General features: G+C 72.5%; 16 protein-coding genes. 13 read left to right on the forward strand and 3 right to left on the reverse strand.

The annotated features are described in order from the left end of the window. The first annotated feature begins 155 nt into the window (after positions 1–155). From ACVKXF_RS11015 to ACVKXF_RS11050, 8 genes are all read left to right on the forward strand, one after another. On the forward strand, positions 156–1313 hold the full coding sequence (locus ACVKXF_RS11015; RefSeq protein WP_456795720.1) for an extracellular solute-binding protein: 1158 nt from the start codon (positions 156–158) through the stop codon (positions 1311–1313). Then, on the forward strand, positions 1310–2344 hold the full coding sequence (locus tag ACVKXF_RS11020) for an ABC transporter permease (RefSeq protein ID WP_456795721.1): 1035 nt from the start codon (positions 1310–1312) through the stop codon (positions 2342–2344). Before ACVKXF_RS11015 ends, ACVKXF_RS11020 begins: the two co-directional genes overlap by 4 nt. Beyond that, complete coding sequence (locus ACVKXF_RS11025) at positions 2341–3153, forward strand: ABC transporter permease (protein ID WP_456795722.1); 813 nt, start codon at positions 2341–2343, stop codon at positions 3151–3153. The genes ACVKXF_RS11020 and ACVKXF_RS11025 overlap by 4 nt, the downstream gene beginning before the upstream one ends. A 44-nt stretch (positions 3154–3197) precedes the next feature. Then, the gene (locus ACVKXF_RS11030) at positions 3198–4274 is read left to right on the forward strand and encodes an ABC transporter ATP-binding protein (protein WP_456795723.1); all 1077 of its coding nucleotides are present in this window, start codon (positions 3198–3200) and stop codon (positions 4272–4274) included. Then, positions 4271–5941: an inositol monophosphatase family protein gene (locus tag ACVKXF_RS11035; RefSeq protein WP_456795724.1), complete on the forward strand. Its 1671-nt coding sequence runs from the start codon at positions 4271–4273 to the stop codon at positions 5939–5941. The genes ACVKXF_RS11030 and ACVKXF_RS11035 overlap by 4 nt, the downstream gene beginning before the upstream one ends. 273 nt (positions 5942–6214) lie before the next feature. Further along, the gene (locus ACVKXF_RS11040; RefSeq protein WP_456795725.1) at positions 6215–7033 is read left to right on the forward strand and encodes a hypothetical protein; all 819 of its coding nucleotides are present in this window, start codon (positions 6215–6217) and stop codon (positions 7031–7033) included. A 58-nt stretch (positions 7034–7091) separates the two neighbouring features. Continuing rightward, positions 7092–8093 carry an ATP-binding cassette domain-containing protein gene (locus ACVKXF_RS11045; RefSeq protein WP_123313394.1) on the forward strand — a complete coding sequence of 334 codons (1002 nt, stop codon included), beginning with the start codon at positions 7092–7094 and terminating at the stop codon, positions 8091–8093. After that, positions 8090–8938: an ABC transporter permease gene (locus tag ACVKXF_RS11050; RefSeq protein WP_123313395.1), complete on the forward strand. Its 849-nt coding sequence runs from the start codon at positions 8090–8092 to the stop codon at positions 8936–8938. Before ACVKXF_RS11045 ends, ACVKXF_RS11050 begins: the two co-directional genes overlap by 4 nt. Positions 8939–8950: 12 nt before the next feature. Here ACVKXF_RS11050 and ACVKXF_RS11055 read toward each other — a convergent pair whose 3' ends face one another. Both ACVKXF_RS11055 and ACVKXF_RS11060 read right to left on the reverse strand, forming a co-directional pair. Further along, positions 8951–9613 carry a transcriptional regulator gene (locus ACVKXF_RS11055; RefSeq protein ID WP_456795726.1) on the reverse strand — a complete coding sequence of 221 codons (663 nt, stop codon included), beginning with the start codon at positions 9611–9613 and terminating at the stop codon, positions 8951–8953. Continuing rightward, on the reverse strand, positions 9610–10839 hold the full coding sequence (locus ACVKXF_RS11060; RefSeq protein ID WP_456795727.1) for an ATP-binding protein: 1230 nt from the start codon (positions 10837–10839) through the stop codon (positions 9610–9612). The genes ACVKXF_RS11055 and ACVKXF_RS11060 overlap by 4 nt, the downstream gene beginning before the upstream one ends. Positions 10840–10953: 114 nt before the next feature. Between ACVKXF_RS11060 and ACVKXF_RS11065 the strand changes: the two genes are divergently transcribed. The 4 genes from ACVKXF_RS11065 (at position 10954) to ACVKXF_RS11080 (ending at position 15642) form a co-directional block, all read left to right on the forward strand. Further along, positions 10954–12348 carry a PspC domain-containing protein gene (locus ACVKXF_RS11065; protein WP_456795728.1) on the forward strand — a complete coding sequence of 465 codons (1395 nt, stop codon included), beginning with the start codon at positions 10954–10956 and terminating at the stop codon, positions 12346–12348. Positions 12349–12359: 11 nt separating this feature from the next. After that, complete coding sequence (locus ACVKXF_RS11070; RefSeq protein WP_456795730.1) at positions 12360–12620, forward strand: hypothetical protein; 261 nt, start codon at positions 12360–12362, stop codon at positions 12618–12620. Positions 12621–12775: 155 nt separating this feature from the next. Then, positions 12776–14677, forward strand: a complete 1902-nt coding sequence (locus tag ACVKXF_RS11075) for an APC family permease (RefSeq protein WP_260233123.1) — start codon at positions 12776–12778, stop codon at positions 14675–14677. After that, positions 14674–15642, forward strand: a complete 969-nt coding sequence (locus ACVKXF_RS11080; RefSeq protein ID WP_456795732.1) for a DMT family transporter — start codon at positions 14674–14676, stop codon at positions 15640–15642. Before ACVKXF_RS11075 ends, ACVKXF_RS11080 begins: the two co-directional genes overlap by 4 nt. 60 nt (positions 15643–15702) lie before the next feature. Here the strand turns inward: ACVKXF_RS11080 and ACVKXF_RS11085 are convergent, their stop codons facing one another. Continuing rightward, positions 15703–17385 (reverse strand): long-chain-fatty-acid--CoA ligase, encoded by a 1683-nt coding sequence (locus tag ACVKXF_RS11085; protein WP_456795733.1) that lies wholly within the window; start codon positions 17383–17385, stop codon positions 15703–15705. Between the two features lie 96 nt (positions 17386–17481). Here ACVKXF_RS11085 and ACVKXF_RS11090 point away from each other — a divergent pair, with 96 nt between their 5' ends. After that, entirely contained in the window at positions 17482–18405 is a 924-nt protein-coding gene (locus tag ACVKXF_RS11090) for an oxygenase MpaB family protein (protein ID WP_456795734.1), read from the forward strand. The last annotated feature ends 33 nt before the right edge of the window (positions 18406–18438 follow it).

Genomic DNA, 18438 nt, shown 5'->3' on the forward strand with positions numbered 1-18438 from the left:
ACCCCCCACCCCGCAGTGCCCCCGCCGCCCCCGCCCGCGCCCCCCGGCGTCCCCCCGGCCGCCCCCCCCCCGCCCCCGGGGCCCCCCCCCCCCCCCACTACCCCCACCCCCACCCCCACCCCGCACTACCCCCACGGAACAGGGAGATCATCGACGTGAAGACCCGAGTCCTCACCGGCCTCGCCATCGCAGCGGCCGCGACCGTCGCACTGTCCGGCTGCGTCCAGAGCGCCAACGCCTCGAACGCCGCGGACACGAGCGGCGGCACCACGAACCTCACGGTGTTCATCAGCGGCGACACGAACGTCCAGGACCTCTGGGACAAGTCGCTCATCCCCGCCTTCGAGAAGGTGCACCCGAAGATCCACGTCAGCACGAGCATCGACCTGCACGGCGAGCACGATGCGCAGACCCAGGCCAACCTCGCCACCGCGGTCAAGGCCGGCAAGTCCGTCGCGTACGACCTCGTCGACGCCGGGTTCGTCAGCACCGCGGGCAAGGCCGGGCTGCTCAGCACGGTCAGCGACAGCACGATCCCGAACCTGAAGAACGTCCCCGAGGCCACGAAGCAGCAGGGTGGCGACAGCGCGATCCCGTACCGCGCCTCGAGCGTCCTGCTCGCCTACGACTCGAAGAAGGTGACGGACCCGCCGAAGACCCTCGACGACCTGCTCGCCTGGATCAAAGCGAACCCGGGCCAGTTCGCCTACAACTCCCCGTCGTCCGGCGGCTCCGGTGGCTCGTTCGTCGCCACGGTGCTCGCGAAGTACCTCACGCCCGCCGAGCAGGAGACGATGCAGACGACGTACGACAAGTCGCTCGAGTCGAAGTGGGACAAGGGCTTCGCCGCGCTCAAGGACCTCGGCCCCTCGACGTACCAGAAGGGCGTCTACCCGAACGGCAACGACCAGGTCGTGCAGCTGCTCGGCAGCGGCCAGATCGCGATGGCACCGGTCTGGAGCGACCAGTTCATCACTTCGCAGAAGACCGGCGTGATCCCGAAGACCGTCAAGGCGATCCAGATCACCGACCCGTCGTTCACCGGCAGCGCGAGCTTCCTCGGCATCCCGAAGACCGAGCCGAAGGCCAAGAAGGCGGCAGCCGAGCAGCTCGCCGACTTCGTGCTCAGCGCGAAGGGGCAGCAGCTCGTCGCGAGCGCCGTCTCCGGCTACCCGGTCATCCCGCTCGACAGCCTGCCGGAGTCGGTCGCAGAGCAGTTCGCCGACGCGAACCCGTCGCAGCTCCGCCTCGGGTTCCAGAGCGACTTCGCCGCCGACATGAACGCCGCGTGGGACGCGAAGGTCCCGCAGTGACCCAGACCGTCCAGGACGGCCCGGCGACCGACCGGGAGGCCCGTGGCGACTCCGCCATGGGCCTCCCGCCCGTCCCGCCCTCCGCCCACGGCACTGCGCAGCCCGCCAGCGAGCGCACGACACAGGAGCGCCTGGCCCGCCGCCAATGCTGGCAGGGCCTCGCGCTCGTCGCGGCGCCCGTGCTCGTCGTGGTCCTGTTCGTCGGCGTCCCGGTGGTGAACGCCGCCCTCTTCAGCCTCGGGTTCACCGGCGGCCTGAACCAGGCACTCGCCGACATCGGCGGCGACACCGTTCACGGGTTCTCGTTCGCGGTGTACGGCGCACTGCTCGGCAACGCCACGTTCCTGCGTGACCTCGTCGCGACGCTCGGGGTCACCGCGCTGTCCACCGGCCTGACCGTGGCGCTCGCCGTGGCGGTGGCCGTGGTCCTCCGGCTCCGCGGTGGGATCCTCGGCAAGAGCCTCAGCGTCCTCGCGGTGGTCCCGCTCTTCGTGCCGGTGGTCATCGCGAGCTGGTCGGTCCTGACGTTCACCGATGCGCAGGGCTTCCTCCGCAGCCTCGGTGCCCAGTTCGGCCTGGACGTCCCGGTGTGGGGCTACACCCTCGTCGCCGTGGTGTTCGGCAGCGTCTGGACCAGCCTGCCGTTCGCGGTGCTGATGATCGCCGGGGCGCTGCAGGGCACCCCGGACGCCCTGGTCGAGGCCGCGAAGGACGCCGGCGCGAGCACCTGGCGGGTGGTCTGGCAGGTGCTCCTGCCGATGGCGGCCACCCCGCTCGTCATCGCGACGACGTTCACCGTGATCGGGGTCCTCGGGTCGTTCACGGTGCCGTACTTCACCGGTCCGAACGCGCCGACGATGCTCGGCGTCGACATCTCGAAGTACTTCCAGGCCTACAACCGTCCGCAGCAGTCGACGGCGATGGCGTTCGTCGTGTTCGCCTTCGCGGCGGCCGCGAGCATCTTCTACCTCCGCTCGACGGTCCGCTCGAACGCGGGCGAGCTCGACAAGAAGCAGCAGGAGCAGCAGTGATCAAGCGTCTGACCGGCAACGCCCTCGTCTGGGCGACCGCGATCGTGCTGGCCGTCTTCATCCTCGGGCCGCTCGTCTGGCTGGCCGCCCGGGCCTTCGCCACGACGTGGACCTACCCGAACCTGCTGCCCGACGGCTGGACCCTGCAGTGGTGGGGCACCGTGTTCGAGGACCGGAGCCTGGCGGTCGCCGTCCAGAACTCGCTCGTCCTCGCCCCGCTGACCGTCCTCATCGCCGCGGTGGTCTGTCTGCCGGCCGCCTGGGCGATCAGCCGCATCGAGTTCCCGGGGCGGCGGCTCGTGCTCGTCGGGCTGTTCGCCACGAACGCGTTCCCGAAGATGGGCCTCTTCGTCACGATGTCGGCGATGTTCACTGCACTGAACCTGATGAACACGGTCACGGGCATCCTGATCGTGCACGTCCTGGGCTGTGTGGTGTTCATGACGTGGCTGCCCGCCGCCGCGTTCTCGGCCGTGCCCCGGTCGCTCGAGGAAGCGGCCCGTGACGCGGGGGCGAGCCGCTGGCGCACGTTCTGGCGGGTCACGTTCCCGATCGCGTGGCCGGGGATCCTCGTCGCCATGGTGATGTCGTTCCTGGCGTCCTTCGACGAGGCGCAGGGCACGTACCTCGTCGGCGCTCCGACCTACATGACCATGCCGACGGCGATGTACTCGCTCGTCCTCAACTCCCCGCGGCAGGTCTCGGCGGTGTTCGCGATCGCGCTGAGCATCCCGTCCGTGGTCCTGCTGCTGCTCGCCCGGAAGCACATCATGGGCGGCCGCCTCGCGGACGGCTTCCAGATCCGATGAAGCGACAGACCCCGATGACCCACACCAGCACGAAAGGCGACCAGATGACGGATGCAACGCTCGTCGCGGAACGCGCACCGGGCCTCCCGGTCGACGACAGCAGGACCGACCGCAGCCGCGCCGGCGGACTCACCATCCGCGGGCTGCGCAAGACACTCGGCGGACGCGACGTGGTCGCGGGCATCGACCTCGACGTCGCGAAGGGCGAGCTCGTCTCGCTGCTCGGACCGTCCGGGTGCGGCAAGACGACGACGCTCCGCATGGTCGCCGGGTTCCTGCCCGCCGACGGCGGCGTCGTGACGATGGGGGACCGCGACGTCACGTCGGCCAGCCCCGAGCGCCGACCGAGCGCGATGGTGTTCCAGAACTATGCGCTGTGGCCGCACATGACGGTGACGCAGAACGTCGCGTTCCCGCTGCGGACCCGACGGGTCCCGAAGCGGCAGGCGGCGGACCGGGTGCGGGACGCGCTCGAACTCGTCGGCCTGAGCCACCACGCCGGCTCGAAGCCGACCGCGATCTCGGGCGGTGAGCAGCAGCGCGTCGCCCTCGCCCGCGCGATCGTGCAGGAGCCCGACGTCCTGCTCCTCGACGAGCCGCTGTCCAACCTCGACGCCAAGCTCCGCGTGAGCGTCCGCGACGAGATCCGGCGCATCCAGCAGCGCCTCGGCATCACGACCGTGATCGTCACGCACGACCAGGACGAAGCGCTCAGCATCTCCGACCGGATCGCCGTCATGCACGACGGACGCATCGAGCAGATCGCGACGCCGACCGAGCTGTACGCCCGCCCCGCGACCGGGTTCGTCGCGTCGTTCATCGGGTCGACGAGCGTCGTCTCCGGCCGGTTCCTCGCCGGTACGTCCGTCAGCCCGACCGCGGCCGACACCGTGCTGATCCGCCCCGAGCAGGTCGTCCTCACCGACGACGCACCGATCCGCGCCACTGTCGCCCGTGTCCTCATGCGCGGCCACTTCGCCGAGGTCGTGCTCACCACCGACGGTGCCGAGCTCCGCGCCTTCGTCACCGGAGCGCCCCCGGCGGTCGGCACCGAGACCGGGGTCCGGCTCGGTGCGGTGCTCGTCTACCGCGACGGTGCACTGCTCGAGGGCACCCGATGAGCGGCGCCGTGCCGGTCACCGACCGCGCCGTCCCCGCCGCGTCGGCAGCAGCGTCTGCTCCTGCGTCCGCCACGCCGGCCGCCGGTGACGGGTCGGTCCCGTCCGACCCGACCGGGAGGCCCGGCGTGCGTCCGCCACGGCTCGTCGCCCACCGCGGTGCGCCGCGCGTCCGGCGGGAGAACACCCTGCCCGCCATCGCGGTCGCCGAGGCGCTCGGCGCGGAGGTCATCGAGGTCGACGTCCGTCGAACGGCCGACGACGTCGCCGTCCTGCTGCACGACGAGACCCTCGGGCGGATGTGGGGCGACGCCCGGCGGGTGTCCGACGTCGCCTGGTGCGACGTCGCTCGGCTCGGCAACGGGCTCGACCGGATCCCGCGGCTCGACGCCGCGCTCGAACGGCTCGACGGCTGCCGCTCGGTCCTGCTGGTCGACCTGACCGACGCCGAGGACGCCCTGGTCGCAGCCCGGACCGTCGCGGGTTCCACCGCGTCCACCAGCGTGGCGTGGTGCGGTGCGCCAGCCGCCATGGCCGCGGTCCGCTCGGTGCTGCCCGACGCCGACGTGTGGCTCGCGTGGGAGTCGCTCGACCCGCCCGCCCCGGCCGACCTCGAGGCCCTGACCCCGTCGACCCTGAACCTCGACATCGCGTTCCTCACGCCGCGGACGATCGAGGTCGCGCACGCCCTCGGGCTGCGGGTCGCCGTCTGGACCGTCGACGAGGCCGAACCCGCGCTGTGGGCGGCACGGCTCGGCGTCGACTCGATCACCACGAACGACGTCGGCGCGATCGGCGCAGCGCTGTCCTCGGCGGAGCGGGACGGCTGGCCGGAACGGGACCGCGAGCCGACCGAGACCGAGGTCGCCTCGCGCGCCCAGGCCCTGGCGCACCGCATCGCGCACGAGGTCATCGCGTTCACCCGCGAACACCCCGTCAGCGAGGTGCGGACCAAGGCGAACCCCGCCGACCTCGTCACCGACGTGGACCGCCTGGTCGAGCAGCACGTCCGCTCCCGCGTGCGGATGGTATTCCCGACGCACGGGTTCACCGGCGAGGAGTACGGCGACGCGCCCGGTGACCGGCACCGCTGGTACCTGGACCCCGTCGACGGCACCACGAACCTGGCGAACGGGGTGCCGTGGACGTCGATGTCGCTCTGCCTGACCCGCGGCGGACGCCCGCTCGTCGGGGTCGTGGCCGATCCGTGGCGGGGCGAGGTCCTCGAGGCGCGGCGCGGGCGCGGTGCGACCCTGCGTGACCGGCCGCTACGGCTGGACGACACCCCACGCCCGCTCGCCGGGGCGGTCGTCGGCACCGAACTCGACGGGCACCGGCCGTGGCCCGGGTTCGGGGCGTTCCTCGACGCCCTGGCCGACCGGTCGTGCACGCTGCGGGTGCAGGGCTCCGGCACGCTCACCATCGCGCAGGTCGCGGCCGGCCGGGGGATCGGCGGGTGCGTGTCGGCGTTCAACCCGGTCGACCACGGAGCCGCCGTGCTGCTCGTGCACGAGGCCGGCGGGATCGTGCTGACGCGCTCCGGCCCGGTCGAGGGCTTCCCGCCCGTGGGCGAGCCGTTCCTGGTGGCGCACCCCGGAGCGGCGGACGAGCTGCACGCGGTGTGGACGGCGGCGCTCGCCGCGGGCGCGGCGGTGCACGGCGCGGGGTGAGCGGGCTCGGCCGGCGCGGCTGGCGCGGCCGGGCGCACGGTGCGGGGTCTGCGTTCTGGTGCGGCTTTGGCCGCTGGGTGCGGCGCTGGAGGCGCGCACGGTGCTGGCAAGCCGGCACGGGTTGTACAGGTGCGCACGGTGCGGACTGGAGGCGCGGGACGGCGCTCGGCTGACTCTGAGCGGGCGCTCAGTCAGCGGCCGACCCCGCTCCATAGGGTGGCAGTCCACGGCAGGTCCGACCGGATCGACCGTGCACCCGAAGGAGCATCGACCATGGGATTCCTCGACCGCCTGCTCGGACGTCCGGACCGCGACCGCACCGGTGACGCGCAGCAGTACGACGCGCAGCAGAACCAGTGGGGGCAGCCGCAGCAGCAGGGCTACCGGTACGGCCAGCAGTCGTACCACCAGCCCGCTCCGACGGGGACGCCGGCCGGGCAGCAGCCGGGCGGGCAGTACGGCGTGCCGCAGTGGGGTGGCGCACCCGCACAGCAGCAGGGGGCGACGACCGACGACGAGCGCGCGGTGGAGCGGTACCGCTACCTGCTCCGCACGGCACCGCCGGAGCGCATCGAAGAGGTGCACGCCGAGGCGTTCGCGAAGCTGACCGACGAGCAGCGCCGCATGGTCTACGACGAGTTCACCCGCACGGCGCCTCCCGGTGAGGCCCCTCGTGGCGACGACCCCCGTTCGCTCGCGCAGTCGGCGACACGGTCCGAGATCCGCCAGCCGGGCTTCATGGAGCGGTCGCTCGGCGGTGTCGGCGGGGGCGCGGGACGCTTCGGTGGCCAGCGCGGCGGGCCGTCGTTCGGGAGCATGATCGGTGCCTCGATCCTCGGGACGGTGGCCGGCTACGTCATCGGTTCGGCGATCATGAGCGCCTTCCTGCCGGACCCGGGATCGTTCGATGGCGGTACTGACGCTGCGGGTGACGGCGGTTCGGAGGACACTGGTGCTGAATCCGGCGATGCCGGTGCGTCCGACGGTGGTGCGTCCGACGGCGGCGGGTTCGAGAGTGCGGGCTGGGGCGACAGCGGATCCGACTTCGGCGGTGGCTTCAGCGACTTCGGTGGCGGTGACTTCGACGTCTGAGTGACGTCCGTCGCTCCACCGGGCCCCGGGTACCCACCGTGTCCGACGAAGGAGCGACATGGCCATCATCGAAGCCTCCGGGCTGACCAAGACGTACAAGTCGAAGTCCGGGCCGGTGCACGCACTGGCCGGACTCGACCTGTCGGTGCCGCAGGGCACCGTGAAGGCACTGCTCGGGCCGAACGGGTCGGGCAAGACCACGACCGTGAAGGTCCTCACCACCCTCATCACGCCCGACTCCGGCACGGCGTCGATCGACGGCATCGACGTGATCGCCGACCCGCAGGCGACCCGGCGGTCGATCGGGGTGTCCGGGCAGTACGCCGCGGTCGACGAGAACCTGACCGGGTTCGAGAACCTCGAGATGATCGGACGGCTCTACCACCTGGGCCGGAAGACGTCCCGCGAGCGCGCTCGGGAGCTGATCGACGTGTTCGACCTCGCCGAAGCCGGGGACCGTCCGGTGAAGGGCTTCTCCGGCGGCATGCGACGACGCATCGACCTCGCCGGCGCGCTCGTGATGAACCCGCGCGTGCTGTTCCTCGACGAGCCGACCACGGGCCTCGACCCCCGCAGCCGGCTCGCGCTCTGGGGGATCATCGAGAACCTGGTCGCCGAGGGCGCGACCGTCCTGCTCACCACCCAGTACCTGGAAGAGGCCGACCGGCTCGCCGACGACATCGCGGTGATCGACGACGGCCGGGTCATCGCCGAGGGCACCGCCGACCACCTCAAGGCGCAGGTCGGCGGGCACCGGGTCGTCGTGACCCTGGTGGACGAGACCGACGGCGACGCCGTGACGACCGTCCTGCGCCGCTACGGCGTCGGCGACGTCGAGGCGTCGGGCGACGGCCGCACCCACGCCATCGCGGTCGAGGCCGGGCCCGCCGCCCTGCAACGGGTGCTCGCCGACCTCGGCGACGCCGGCATCGAGCTCCACGACGCGGGCATGCGGCGACCGACCCTGGACGACGTGTTCCTGCGGCTCACCGGCCACGCCGCGACGGAGGACGAGGCCGACGAAGCAGCCGCCACCAAGCAGAAGGAGACGGCCCGATGACCGCCACGACCATCGCGCCGGGTCGGCAACTGCCCGTCGTCGTCACCTCACCGATCGCCATCTGGTTCGAGGACGGCTGGACCGTCACCAAACGGAACCTCATCAAGCTCAAGCGGTCGCCGGACATGCTCGTGTTCGCGGTGCTGCAGCCGATCATGTTCGTCCTGCTGTTCAGCCAGGTCTACGGCGGCGCGATCGCGGTCGAGGGCACCGACTACACGCAGTTCCTGATGGCCGGGATCTTCGCCCAGACCGTCGTGTTCGGGGCCACGTTCTCGGGTTCGGCGATGGCGCAGGACCTGAAGGAGGGCCTGATCGACCGGTTCCGCACGCTGCCGATGTCGGCGTCCGCGGTGCTCGTCGGCCGGACCAACTCCGACCTCGTGCTCAACTCGATCTCGATGGCGATCATGATGCTCACCGGGCTGGCCGTCGGGTGGCGGGTGAACTCGTCGCCGCTCGAGTTCCTGGCCGGCATCGCCCTGCTGCTGCTGTTCAGCTACGCTTTCAGCTGGGTGATGGCGCTGCTCGGCATGAGCGTCAAGACGCCGGAGGTCATCAACAACGCCTCGTTCATGATCCTGTTCCCGCTGACGTTCATCTCGAACGCCTTCGTGCCGAGCGACACGCTGCCGCTGGTGCTGCGGGTGTTCGCGGAGTGGAACCCGGTGTCGTCGCTCGTGCAGGCGGCCCGTGAGCTGTTCGGCAACGTCGGGTCCGCGCCGGTGCCGGACATCTGGACGATGCAGCACCCGATCGTGACGGTGCTGATCGGGATCGCCGTGATGCTCGTCGTGTTCGTGCCGTGGGCGGTCAACAAGTACACCAGGATCAGCGCGAAGTGACCGCGTGGGCGCTCAGAGCAGTTTGCGCTGCAGCGCCCACGCCGTCAGCTCGTGCCGGTTCGACAGCTGCAGCTTCCGCAGCACCTTCGACACGTGGGTCTCGACGGTCTTCACCGAGATGAAGAGCTCCGCCGCCACCTCTTTGTAGGCGTACCCGCGCGCGATGAGGCGCATCACCTCCTGCTCGCGCGCCGACAGCCGGTCGAGCTCCGCGTCGTGCTGCGCGGTCTCGCCGCTCACCGCACCGAAGGCGTCGAGCACGAACCCGGCCAAGCGCGGCGAGAACACCGCGTCGCCCTCCGCCACCCGCCGGACGGCCTCGGCGACCTCGGCGCTCGACGAGCTCTTCGTGATGTAGCCGCGGGCCCCGGCGCGGATCACCCGCACGACGTCGTCGGCGGCGTCGGACACGCTCAGCGCGAGGAACAGCGTGCCCGGGTGCTCCGGAGCGGCCCGGGTGATCACCTCGGCGCCACCGCCGCCGGCGCCGCCGGGCAGGTGGACGTCGAGCAGGACGACGCGGGGCGCGGTGGTCGCCACGAGCGCCACGGCCTCGTCGACGGTGGCGGCTTCACCCACGACCTGGAGGCCCGGTGGCAGTCCGGCGCGCACGCCGGCTCGGAAGATGGAGTGGTCGTCGACGATGGCGACGGTGAGCAGGTCGGGCTCGGTCATGCGTCTTCCCCTCGTGGTCCGGTGGGCGCGAGCGGCAGTCGGAGCCGGACCTCGGTGCCCGTGTGCCCCGGCCCCGGGGCGATGGTCGCCCGTCCGCCGAGTCGCTGCAGCCGCCCGGTGATCGACTCGCGCACGCCGTACCGTCCCTCGGGCACGGCTTCCGGGTCGAAGCCCGGCCCGCGGTCGCGGATGCTGACCTCGACGAGGTCGCGCGCGGTCTCGGCGTACACGCTGATCGTGCCGCCGGCGTGGCGGGCGGCGTTGAGCATCGCTTCGCGGGCGGCGGCGACGATGCCGTCGGGCAGGTCGGTGCGCGCCGGACCGACGGCGATGACGTCGATGCGGACCGGGTACTCGGCCTCGATGTCGGCGGCGGCGTCGCGCAGTTCGGCGCCGAGGTCGCGGGCGGGATCGGTCTGCTCGGTGAAGAGCCACGACCGCAGCTCGCGTTCCTGCGCCCGGGCGAGCCGAGCGGCGTCGGAGCCGGGCTCGGCCTTCTGCTGGATGAGCGCGAGCGTCTGCAGGACCGAGTCGTGCAGGTGCGCGGCGAGTTCGGCCCGTTCGAGGTCGCGGACCCGTGCGGCGCGCTCGTCGGCGAGGTCCCGCACGAGCCGGACCACCCACGGCGCGACCACCACGGCGACACCGAGCAGGACGGCGACCGCGGCGGTGAGCACCGTCCACACGTTCGGCCGACTGCTCGTCGTGAAGAACAACAGGATGCCGAGCACGACGAGCACCAGTGCCCCGAGCGCCCGGACGACCAGGGTCGACGACGCTGCGGGTCGGACGGTGCGGAGCGCGTCGAACTGCCGCCAGGCCAGCGCGGCACCGGTGACGACCACGACGCCGGGCACGACGACCTCGAGGGGGACCTGCGCACCGAGCCGCGCGGCGACGATCGCGCCCCCGGCGGCGAGCAGTGCGAGCCCGAGCAGGATCTCCACGACGGGCGCCCGGCGGCTCGCGGTCGGGGACGCGTCGGACCCGTCGTCGGGCCGGGGCGCCGTGAGCACGGCCTTGAGCGGTGACGTCGCCGTCGCCGTCGCGCTCGGGGTGGTGGCCCACAGCCAGGCGTAGAGCAGGACCCCGGCCCCGCCGCACACGGCGAGCACCGCCGTCGCCGTCCGGACCACACCGATCGGGAGACCGGTGTGCGCCGCGAACCCGCTGCAGACGCCGCCGAGGACCCTGGGGGTCGGGCGGGTCATCCGAGCGGTGGCCATGGGCCAATCCTGGCACTCGGGCGTCCGCACCAGCAGGGGCCGGGGCAGGGATCAGGGACCGGTCAGGGGGAACCCCGATGGTGTCGGCCACCGCACGCCGCGATGCTGGTGGCCATGACCGATCACCAGCACGACACGGCTCCCGGCCCGGCTGCCGGGAACGCCGACTCGACGGCGCGGTTCTTCGACTGGATCCGCGGACTCGACGTCGCCCGCACCGACGACCGCTGGCTCGCCGGGGTCTGCGGTGCGGTGGCCCGACGCACCGGACTCGACCCGCTCGTCGTCCGCGGCGTCGCGATCGTCGTCGCCCTGCTCGGCGGCCCCGTGTTCCTGGCGTACGCCGTCGGGTGGGCGCTGCTGCCGGACTCCGCCGGCCGCATCCACGTCGAGCGGATGATCCGTGGTGTGCTCGACCCGGCACTCGTGGCGATCGGCGTCTTCGCCGTGCTGACCTTCGTGCCCGCCGTCCAGGGGATCTGGTGGCAGGGCGTGCCCTCGGCGTGGGGGATGCCCGGCTGGCTCGAGGCGACCCTCGGTACGGCGTGGAGCATCGCGCTCGTCGGCGGGATCGTCTGGCTGATCGTGGTCGTCGCGCGCCGTCGCACCGACGGGCCGGCGCCCGATGCGGACACCGACGCGGCGGGCGCGCGGCGCGACTTCTGGACGAGCCCCGACGACCCGCGCCCGGCCGGAGGAGCCGGGTGGACGGCCGAGGCGGGGGACGCGTCGGACGCGGGACGGGCCTCCTGGCAGTGGAACGCCCCCGGCAGCCCGCAGGACCGACAGCGGCGGCACGACGAGCGGATGCGCGCGGAACGGGAGCGGACGGCCGCGTGGCGCGCGACCCGCGCCGAGCGACAGTCGACCGCCGCGTACGTTGCCGTGTCGCTCGGGCTGGCACTCGTCGCCGGTGCCGGCGTCGCGGTGTGGGCACAGGCGCAGGCCTGGCCGGTGGCGGTGCTCGGCATCGCCGCGGCGGTCGCCGTGCTGGCGATCGCGACCATCGTCGCCGGGATCCGCGGACGCGACGACGGCGCCCTCGGGCTGTTCTCGACGATCGGGGTCGTCGCGCTCGTCGTCACCGGGGTGCTGCCCGCCGGAACGCAGGTCTCGCTGATCGGTGGGACCACCTGGCGGGTCGACAGCGTCCCTGCCGGCTCGGAACGGAACTACGCGATGCTCGTCGGCGGGCCGACGCTCGACCTGCGCGGGCTCGACGAGACCGACGCCGGCGGGGACGTGAACCTGTGGCTCGGCGCGGGCGGGGCCGAGGTCCTGCTGCCCAGCGACGTGCCGGTCCGGGTCGAGGTGAGCGGCGTCGGGTACGGCGTCGACACCGACGGCGACGCCGGCGACGACGGCAGCGGCGGACTGTTCAGCACGACCACCGTCGAGAACCGGGCGGCACGGTCCGCCGGTGCCGACGCGGACCGGACGACGACCGTGCACCTGTGGATCCTCGGGGGCGCCGCCGACGTACCCCGAGCGCTGACCGTCGACGAGTGAAGGACGAGACGATGACGAACGACGACGAGACGACGACCGGGTTCCCGCCCACCGCACCGGCACCTGTACCGGTGCGGGCGCGGCGTGGAGCACGCTTCGGCACGATCTTCTGGGGCGTGGTCCTGCTCGTGTTCGCGGTCGCGATGGCCGTGAACGCGCTGCCGGTCCTCTCGGTCGACCCGACCGCCCTGCTGTTGGCCGCCTGCCTGACGGCCGGCGCCCTGCTCGTCGTGGCGGGGTTGGTGGCGGTGTTCACCCGGCCCCCGCGGTAGTCGGCCGGGGTCGTCCACAGGGGCCGTCCGGGTGCGCGCGTGCGTCACCCGGACGGCTTAGCATCGTCCACGTGACCGCGACAGACGCCGAGCGGGCCGCCCAGCGCGACGCCACGGAGCCACCCCTCGACCGCAGCACCCGACTGCGCCGCTGGATGCTGCAGGGCGCCCACCAGGGGGCGTCCCACCAGGGCCCGCACCAGGTCGAGGTCGAGAAGACCCACCCGTGGTGGCGGGTCATGTGCCTGACCGGTGTCGACTACTTCTCGACCCTCGGGTACCAGCCGGCGATCGCGGCGCTCGCCGCCGGCCTGCTGTCGCCGATCGCCACCATCGTGCTCGTGCTCGTCACGCTGTTCGGGGCGCTGCCCGTCTACCGCCGGGTCGCGAGCGACAGCTTCCGCGGCGCCGGATCGATCATGATGCTCGAGAAGCTCCTGCCGTGGTGGGCCGGCAAGCTCCTGGTGCTCGTGCTGCTCGGGTTCGCCGTCACCGACTTCATGATCACGATGACGCTGTCGGCGGCGGACGCCACGGCGCACATCGCCGAGAACCCGTACACGCCGCACTGGTTCACCGAGATCCCCGTCCCGCTCACCCTCGCGCTGCTGCTGTTGCTCGGCGTGGTGTTCCTCCGCGGGTTCAAGGAGGCGATCGGCATCGCCGTCGGCCTCGTCGCGGTGTTCCTCGCGCTCAACGCCGTCGTCGTGGTGGTCGCGCTCTGGCACGTGTTCGAGCACCCGATGGTCGCCAGCGACTGGTGGTCCGGGCTCACGGCCCAGCACAGCAACCCCCTCGTCATGGTCGGCATCGCGCTCGTCGTGTTCCCGAAACTCGCCCTCGGCCTGTCCGGGTTCGAGACCGGCGTCGCGGTGATGCCGCAGGTGCGCGGCGACGCGTCCGACGACACGAGCGCTCGGCCCGAAGGGCGGATCCGCGGCACGAAGCGGCTCCTGACCGTCGCAGCCGTCATCATGAGCTCGTTCCTGATCACCTCGTCGATCGCCACGACGTTCCTCATCCCGCAGCACGAGTTCCAGCCGGGCGGCGGTGCGAACGGCCGTGCCCTGGCCTTCCTGGCGCACCAGTACCTCGGCGGGGTGTTCGGGTCGATCTACGACTTCTCGACCGTCGCGATCCTGTGGTTCGCCGGCGCGAGCGCGATGGCCGGCCTGCTCAACCTGGTGCCGCGGTTCCTGCCCCGGTACGGCATGGCTCCGCAGTGGGCGCGCGCGACGCGGCCGCTCGTCATCATCTTCACGCTCATCGCCTTCCTGATCACGATCGTCTTCCGGGCGAACGTCGACGCACAGGGCGGGGCGTACGCCACCGGCGTGCTCGTCCTGATCACGAGCGCCGCGGTCGCGGTCACCCTCTCAGCCCGCCGCAGGCAGCAGAAGAAGCGCACCATCGCGTTCGGCGTCATCTCGGTCGTGTTCGTCTACACGACGGTCGCGAACGTCATCGAGCGGCCGGACGGCGTCCGGATCGCAGCGATCTTCATCATCGCCATCGTCGTGGTGTCGCTCGTCTCGCGGGTGCGCCGCTCGTTCGAACTCCGTGCGTCGTCGATCGAGCTGGACGCCACCGCCCGGCAGTTCGTCGAGGCCGACGCCGACCAGTTCAGCGCGGTGTGCATCATCGCGAACGAGCCGGGTGCCGGCACCGCCGAGGCGTACCGGGCGAAGGGGCGCGAAGAGCGGCGGGACTCCGGCATCCCCGCGCGCGTGCCGACGATGTTCCTCGAGGTCCTGCCCGCCGACTCGTCGGACTTCGAAGAGGACCTGCTGGTCGAGGGGCACGTCGTGCACGGACACCGTGTGCTCCGGGTCCGGTCCGGCAACGTGCCGAACACCATCGCGTCGACCCTGCTCGCGATCCGCGACACCGCCGGGGTCGTCCCGAGCATCTACTTCGAGTGGAACGAGGGCAGCCCGATCCGGAACGCCCTGCGCTTCGTGTTCACCGGCGTCGGCGACGTCGCACCCGTCACGCGCGAGGTCCTGCGCGAAGCCGAGCCGGACGTGCACCGCCGCCCCTCCATCCACGTCTCGTGACGGCGTCCGCGGGCACCCGTCGTGTCCCGGCGCCCGCCGGTGGGCTCGCGGCGGTCGTCGTCGCTGCGGTGGTCTGGGGGACCACGGGCACCGCGACGCACTTCGCCCCGGGCGTCCCCGCCTTCGTCTTCGGCGCCGTCACCTTCGGGATCGGTGGCCTCGTGCTCGCCGCCGTCCCCGGACGCGGCACGGTCCGAGCCGTCGTCGAACGCCGCACCCGGGGGTGGGCACTGCTCGGCGCGACCGCGCTCGTCCTGTACGCGGTGGCGTTCTACGCCGCGCTCGCCGACGCGGGGGTCGCCCTCGGCACCACCATCGCCATCGGGTCGTCACCCGTGTTCGCGGGGCTCGTCGAGTGGGCAGCGGACCGGAGGCCCGTCACCCGCAGGTGGGTCGTCGCCACGCTGGTGAGCGTGGCCGGCATGGTCGTCGTGACCCTGGCGCGGTCCGAGCACGACGGTGGCGGTGGCGCGCTCGCGCTCGGGATCGCCAGTGCGCTGCTCGCCGGGCTCACCTACGCGCTGTACTCGTGGGCGGTCGCGCGGGGACTGCACGCGGCGGCCGGGGCGGTGTCGGTGCCGGGCGGCCCCGGCGTCGAGGCCGTCGCGGCGGGGCTGCCGAACGGCCGCGGGCTCGTCGGGGCCGTGTTCGGCATCGCCGCCGTGCCGCTCGTCGTGCTCGTGGTCGTCGGCGGGGCACCGTTCCTCGGCGACGGCGGCAACTGGCCGGTGTTCCTGTACCTGGCCCTGGTGCCGACGGTCCTCGGCCACTCGCTGTACGCCGTGGGGCTACGGGCGGTCGGGGCCTCGGTCGCGACACTGGTGTCCTTGCTCGAGCCCGTGGTGGCCGCGGTGCTCGCCGTGCTCGTCGTCGGGGAGCACCTCGGCGCGACGGGGTGGCTCGGCATCGCTCTCGTGGTGGGCGGGCTCGCCGTGCTGGCACTGCCGGCGCGTCGCGGGCGCTGACGCCCGTCGGGTCGCGGCGGTCGCCGACGCACGTCGGGTCGCAGCGGTCGCCGACGCGCGTCAGTCGTCGGCGAGGATCTGGTCCCGCACCTTCCGCCGCAGCACCTTGCCGATCATCGAGCGCGGCAGGTCCTCGACCACGACGACGCGGCGCGGCACCTTGTACGCCGCCAGCTGCTCGCGCGCCCACGTCCGGAGGGCCGCGGCGTCGAACGACGACGGGTCCTTCGGCACGACGGCGGCGACGACCTGCTCGTTGCCGCCCTGCGTGATGCCGACGACCGCGACCTCCTTGACGCTGGGGTGCTTCAGCAGGGCGTCCTCGACCTCGGACGGCGACACGTTGAAGCCGCCCGTGATGATGAGTTCCTTGAGGCGGTCGACGATCCGGACGTAGCCGTCCGTGCCGATCGCCACGATGTCACCGGTGCGGAACCAGCCGTCGGGGGTGAACACCTCGTCGGTGGCCTCGGCCTTGCCCCAGTAGCCGCGGAACACCTGCGGGCCGCGGACCTGCAGTTCGCCGGGCTCGTCGACGCCGAGCACCGTGCCGTCGTCGGGGTCGACCACGCGGGCCTCGGTGGAGGACAACGGCAGACCGATCGACCCGAGGCGGCGCTCCGGGGACACCGGGTTCGCCATCAGCACGGGGGAGCACTCGGACAGCCCGTAGCCCTCGACCAGGTACCCGCCGGTCCGCGCTTCCCACGGTTCGACGATGTCCTGCGACAGCGGCATGGCGCCCGAGATGCCGATCTCGATGCCCTCGAGCGACACCTTCGCCGAGTCGGCCGCGTGCTGCAGCCGCGCGTAGATCGGCGGGACGGCCGGCAGGAACGTCGGCGGGTGCTTCTTGATCGCAGTGAGCACGAGTGCCGGGTCGAACGTCGGGAACAGCACGAGCCGCGAGGCCATGCTCATCGCGAAGGTCAGGCACAGCGTCAGGCCGTAGGCGTGGAACATCGGCAGCACCGCGTACACGACGTTGTCGCCGCGTCGGATCTGCGGCACCCAGGCGCGGGCCTGCGCGGCGTTGGCCAGCAGGTTCCGGTGCGTCAGGACGGCGCCCTTCGGCGTACCGGTCGTCCCCGACGTGTACTGGATCAGGGCGATGTCGTCGGTGGACGGCCGCGGGTGCCGCTTCGACAGCTTGCGGGTGCCGACCAGGTCGTCCCACTTCGTCGTGCCGCGCACCGTGGTGGTGAGCTTCGCGCGGGACTCGCGGGCCTTCGCCACCGGCAGCGCCAGGGCGAGCCGGGTGCTGCGGGGCATCGCGCGGGTCAGGTCGACCGACACGATCGCGTCGACCTTCACGTCGGCCGGGAAGTCCTGCAGTGTCGCGACGGACTTGTCCCAGGCGATCGCGACCTTCGCGCCGTGGTCCTCGAACTGGTGGCGGAGCTCGCGCGGCGTGTACAGCGGGTTGTGCTCGACCACGATCGCGCCGAGGCGCAGGACCGCGTAGAACGCCACGATGTGCTGCGGGCAGTTCGGCAGCACGATCGCCACCCGGTCGCCGGCACCGACGCCGAGCTTGCGGAGGCCGTTCGCCGCGCGGAGGATCTGCTCCTGCAGGTCCGCGTAACTGGTGGTCCGCTTGAAGAACTCGAGCGCGACCTTGCCCGGGAACCGCCGTGCCGATTCCTCGACCAGGTCGATCAGGGAACCGTGCTGTTCCTCGATTTCGTGCGGGACCCCCGGGGCGTACGAGGCAAGCCAGGGACGAGGCGTGTCGATGCTCACGCGTCCCAACCTAGCGGGCCACCCCCGCGCCCGCTGGGAGGCATCGGGGTGCACGAAGCCGGGCGCGCTCCCAGGGGACGGACGGACGATGACGCCATGCCCTCCGTCTCCGATGCCTTCCGCTCCCGCCTCAACGACACGTTCACCGGTGGGGCGACGAGCAAGCCGGAGTGGATCGACGAACTCGAGGACGGGACCGACGCGGGCTTCTTCGGCCCGGGTTCCGCGACGTGGGCGGTGCACGGCGGCAAGCAGACGATCGTCGCCGGCGTCCGCGCACTCCTCGTCCAGGCGCTGCACCCGGGTGCCCTCGCCGGAGTCGCCGACCACTCCCGCTACCGCGAGGACCCGTTCGGCCGACTCGCCGGCACCATCCGGTGGATCTACACGGTCTCGCACGGCGACACCGCGACCGCCCGCGGTGCGAGCGAGTGGGTGCTGCGCCTGCACGAGCGGGTGCGCGGCCAGTACGTCGACGGCCACGGCATCGCGCGCGACTACGCGGCGAACGACCCCGACCTGGCCCGCTGGGTGCACCTCGCCTTCACCGACGCGTTCCTCCGGGCCGCGCAGCGCTGGGGCGGCCCGATCCCCGGCGGTGCGGACGCCTACGTCCGCGAGTGGGCGACCGCCGGCCGGCTCATGCGCGTCGAGGACGCCCCGGAGTCCGAGGCGGAGCTCCGCTCCCAGATGGACGGGTACCTCGACCGCGGCGAGCTCGCCGTCACCGCACGCACCCGCGACGTCGTGAAGTTCATCAAGAACCCACCGCTCGCGCTCATGCTGCGACCCGGCTACCAGGCCCTGTTCCAGGGCGCCGTCTCGACGCTCGACCCCCGCCACCGGTCGATGCTCGGCCTGCGAGCACCCGCGATCGGACCCGTCGAACTGCCCGTCGGCCGGGCGACCGGACTCGTGCTCGACGGCATCGGCGGCGTGCTCGGCAACCAGACGGGCACCGAGCGCGCTGCGCTCGTGCGCATCGCGCGCCTCGAGCGCGAGCGCGGCGCGGTCGCCTGACACGACGGCGTGACACGTGTCGTGGACGTGACC

Source organism: Curtobacterium sp. PvP017 (assembly GCF_054060195.1).

Bases quoted from the DNA above. Each gene is read 5' to 3' on its own strand.
- ACVKXF_RS11030 (WP_456795723.1), top strand. From the start codon at position 3,198: ATGACGGATGCAACGCTCGTCGCGGAACGCGCACCGGGCCTCCCGGTC.
- ACVKXF_RS11035 (WP_456795724.1), top strand. From the start codon at position 4,271: ATGAGCGGCGCCGTGCCGGTCACCGACCGCGCCGTCCCCGCCGCGTCG.
- ACVKXF_RS11040 (WP_456795725.1), top strand. From the start codon at position 6,215: ATGGGATTCCTCGACCGCCTGCTCGGACGTCCGGACCGCGACCGCACC.
- ACVKXF_RS11045 (WP_123313394.1), top strand. From the start codon at position 7,092: ATGGCCATCATCGAAGCCTCCGGGCTGACCAAGACGTACAAGTCGAAG.
- ACVKXF_RS11050 (WP_123313395.1), top strand. From the start codon at position 8,090: ATGACCGCCACGACCATCGCGCCGGGTCGGCAACTGCCCGTCGTCGTC.
- ACVKXF_RS11055 (WP_456795726.1), bottom strand. From the start codon at position 9,613: ATGACCGAGCCCGACCTGCTCACCGTCGCCATCGTCGACGACCACTCC.
- ACVKXF_RS11060 (WP_456795727.1), bottom strand. From the start codon at position 10,839: ATGGCCACCGCTCGGATGACCCGCCCGACCCCCAGGGTCCTCGGCGGC.
- ACVKXF_RS11065 (WP_456795728.1), top strand. From the start codon at position 10,954: ATGACCGATCACCAGCACGACACGGCTCCCGGCCCGGCTGCCGGGAAC.
- ACVKXF_RS11070 (WP_456795730.1), top strand. From the start codon at position 12,360: ATGACGAACGACGACGAGACGACGACCGGGTTCCCGCCCACCGCACCG.
- ACVKXF_RS11075 (WP_260233123.1), top strand. From the start codon at position 12,776: ATGCTGCAGGGCGCCCACCAGGGGGCGTCCCACCAGGGCCCGCACCAG.
- ACVKXF_RS11090 (WP_456795734.1), top strand. From the start codon at position 17,482: ATGCCCTCCGTCTCCGATGCCTTCCGCTCCCGCCTCAACGACACGTTC.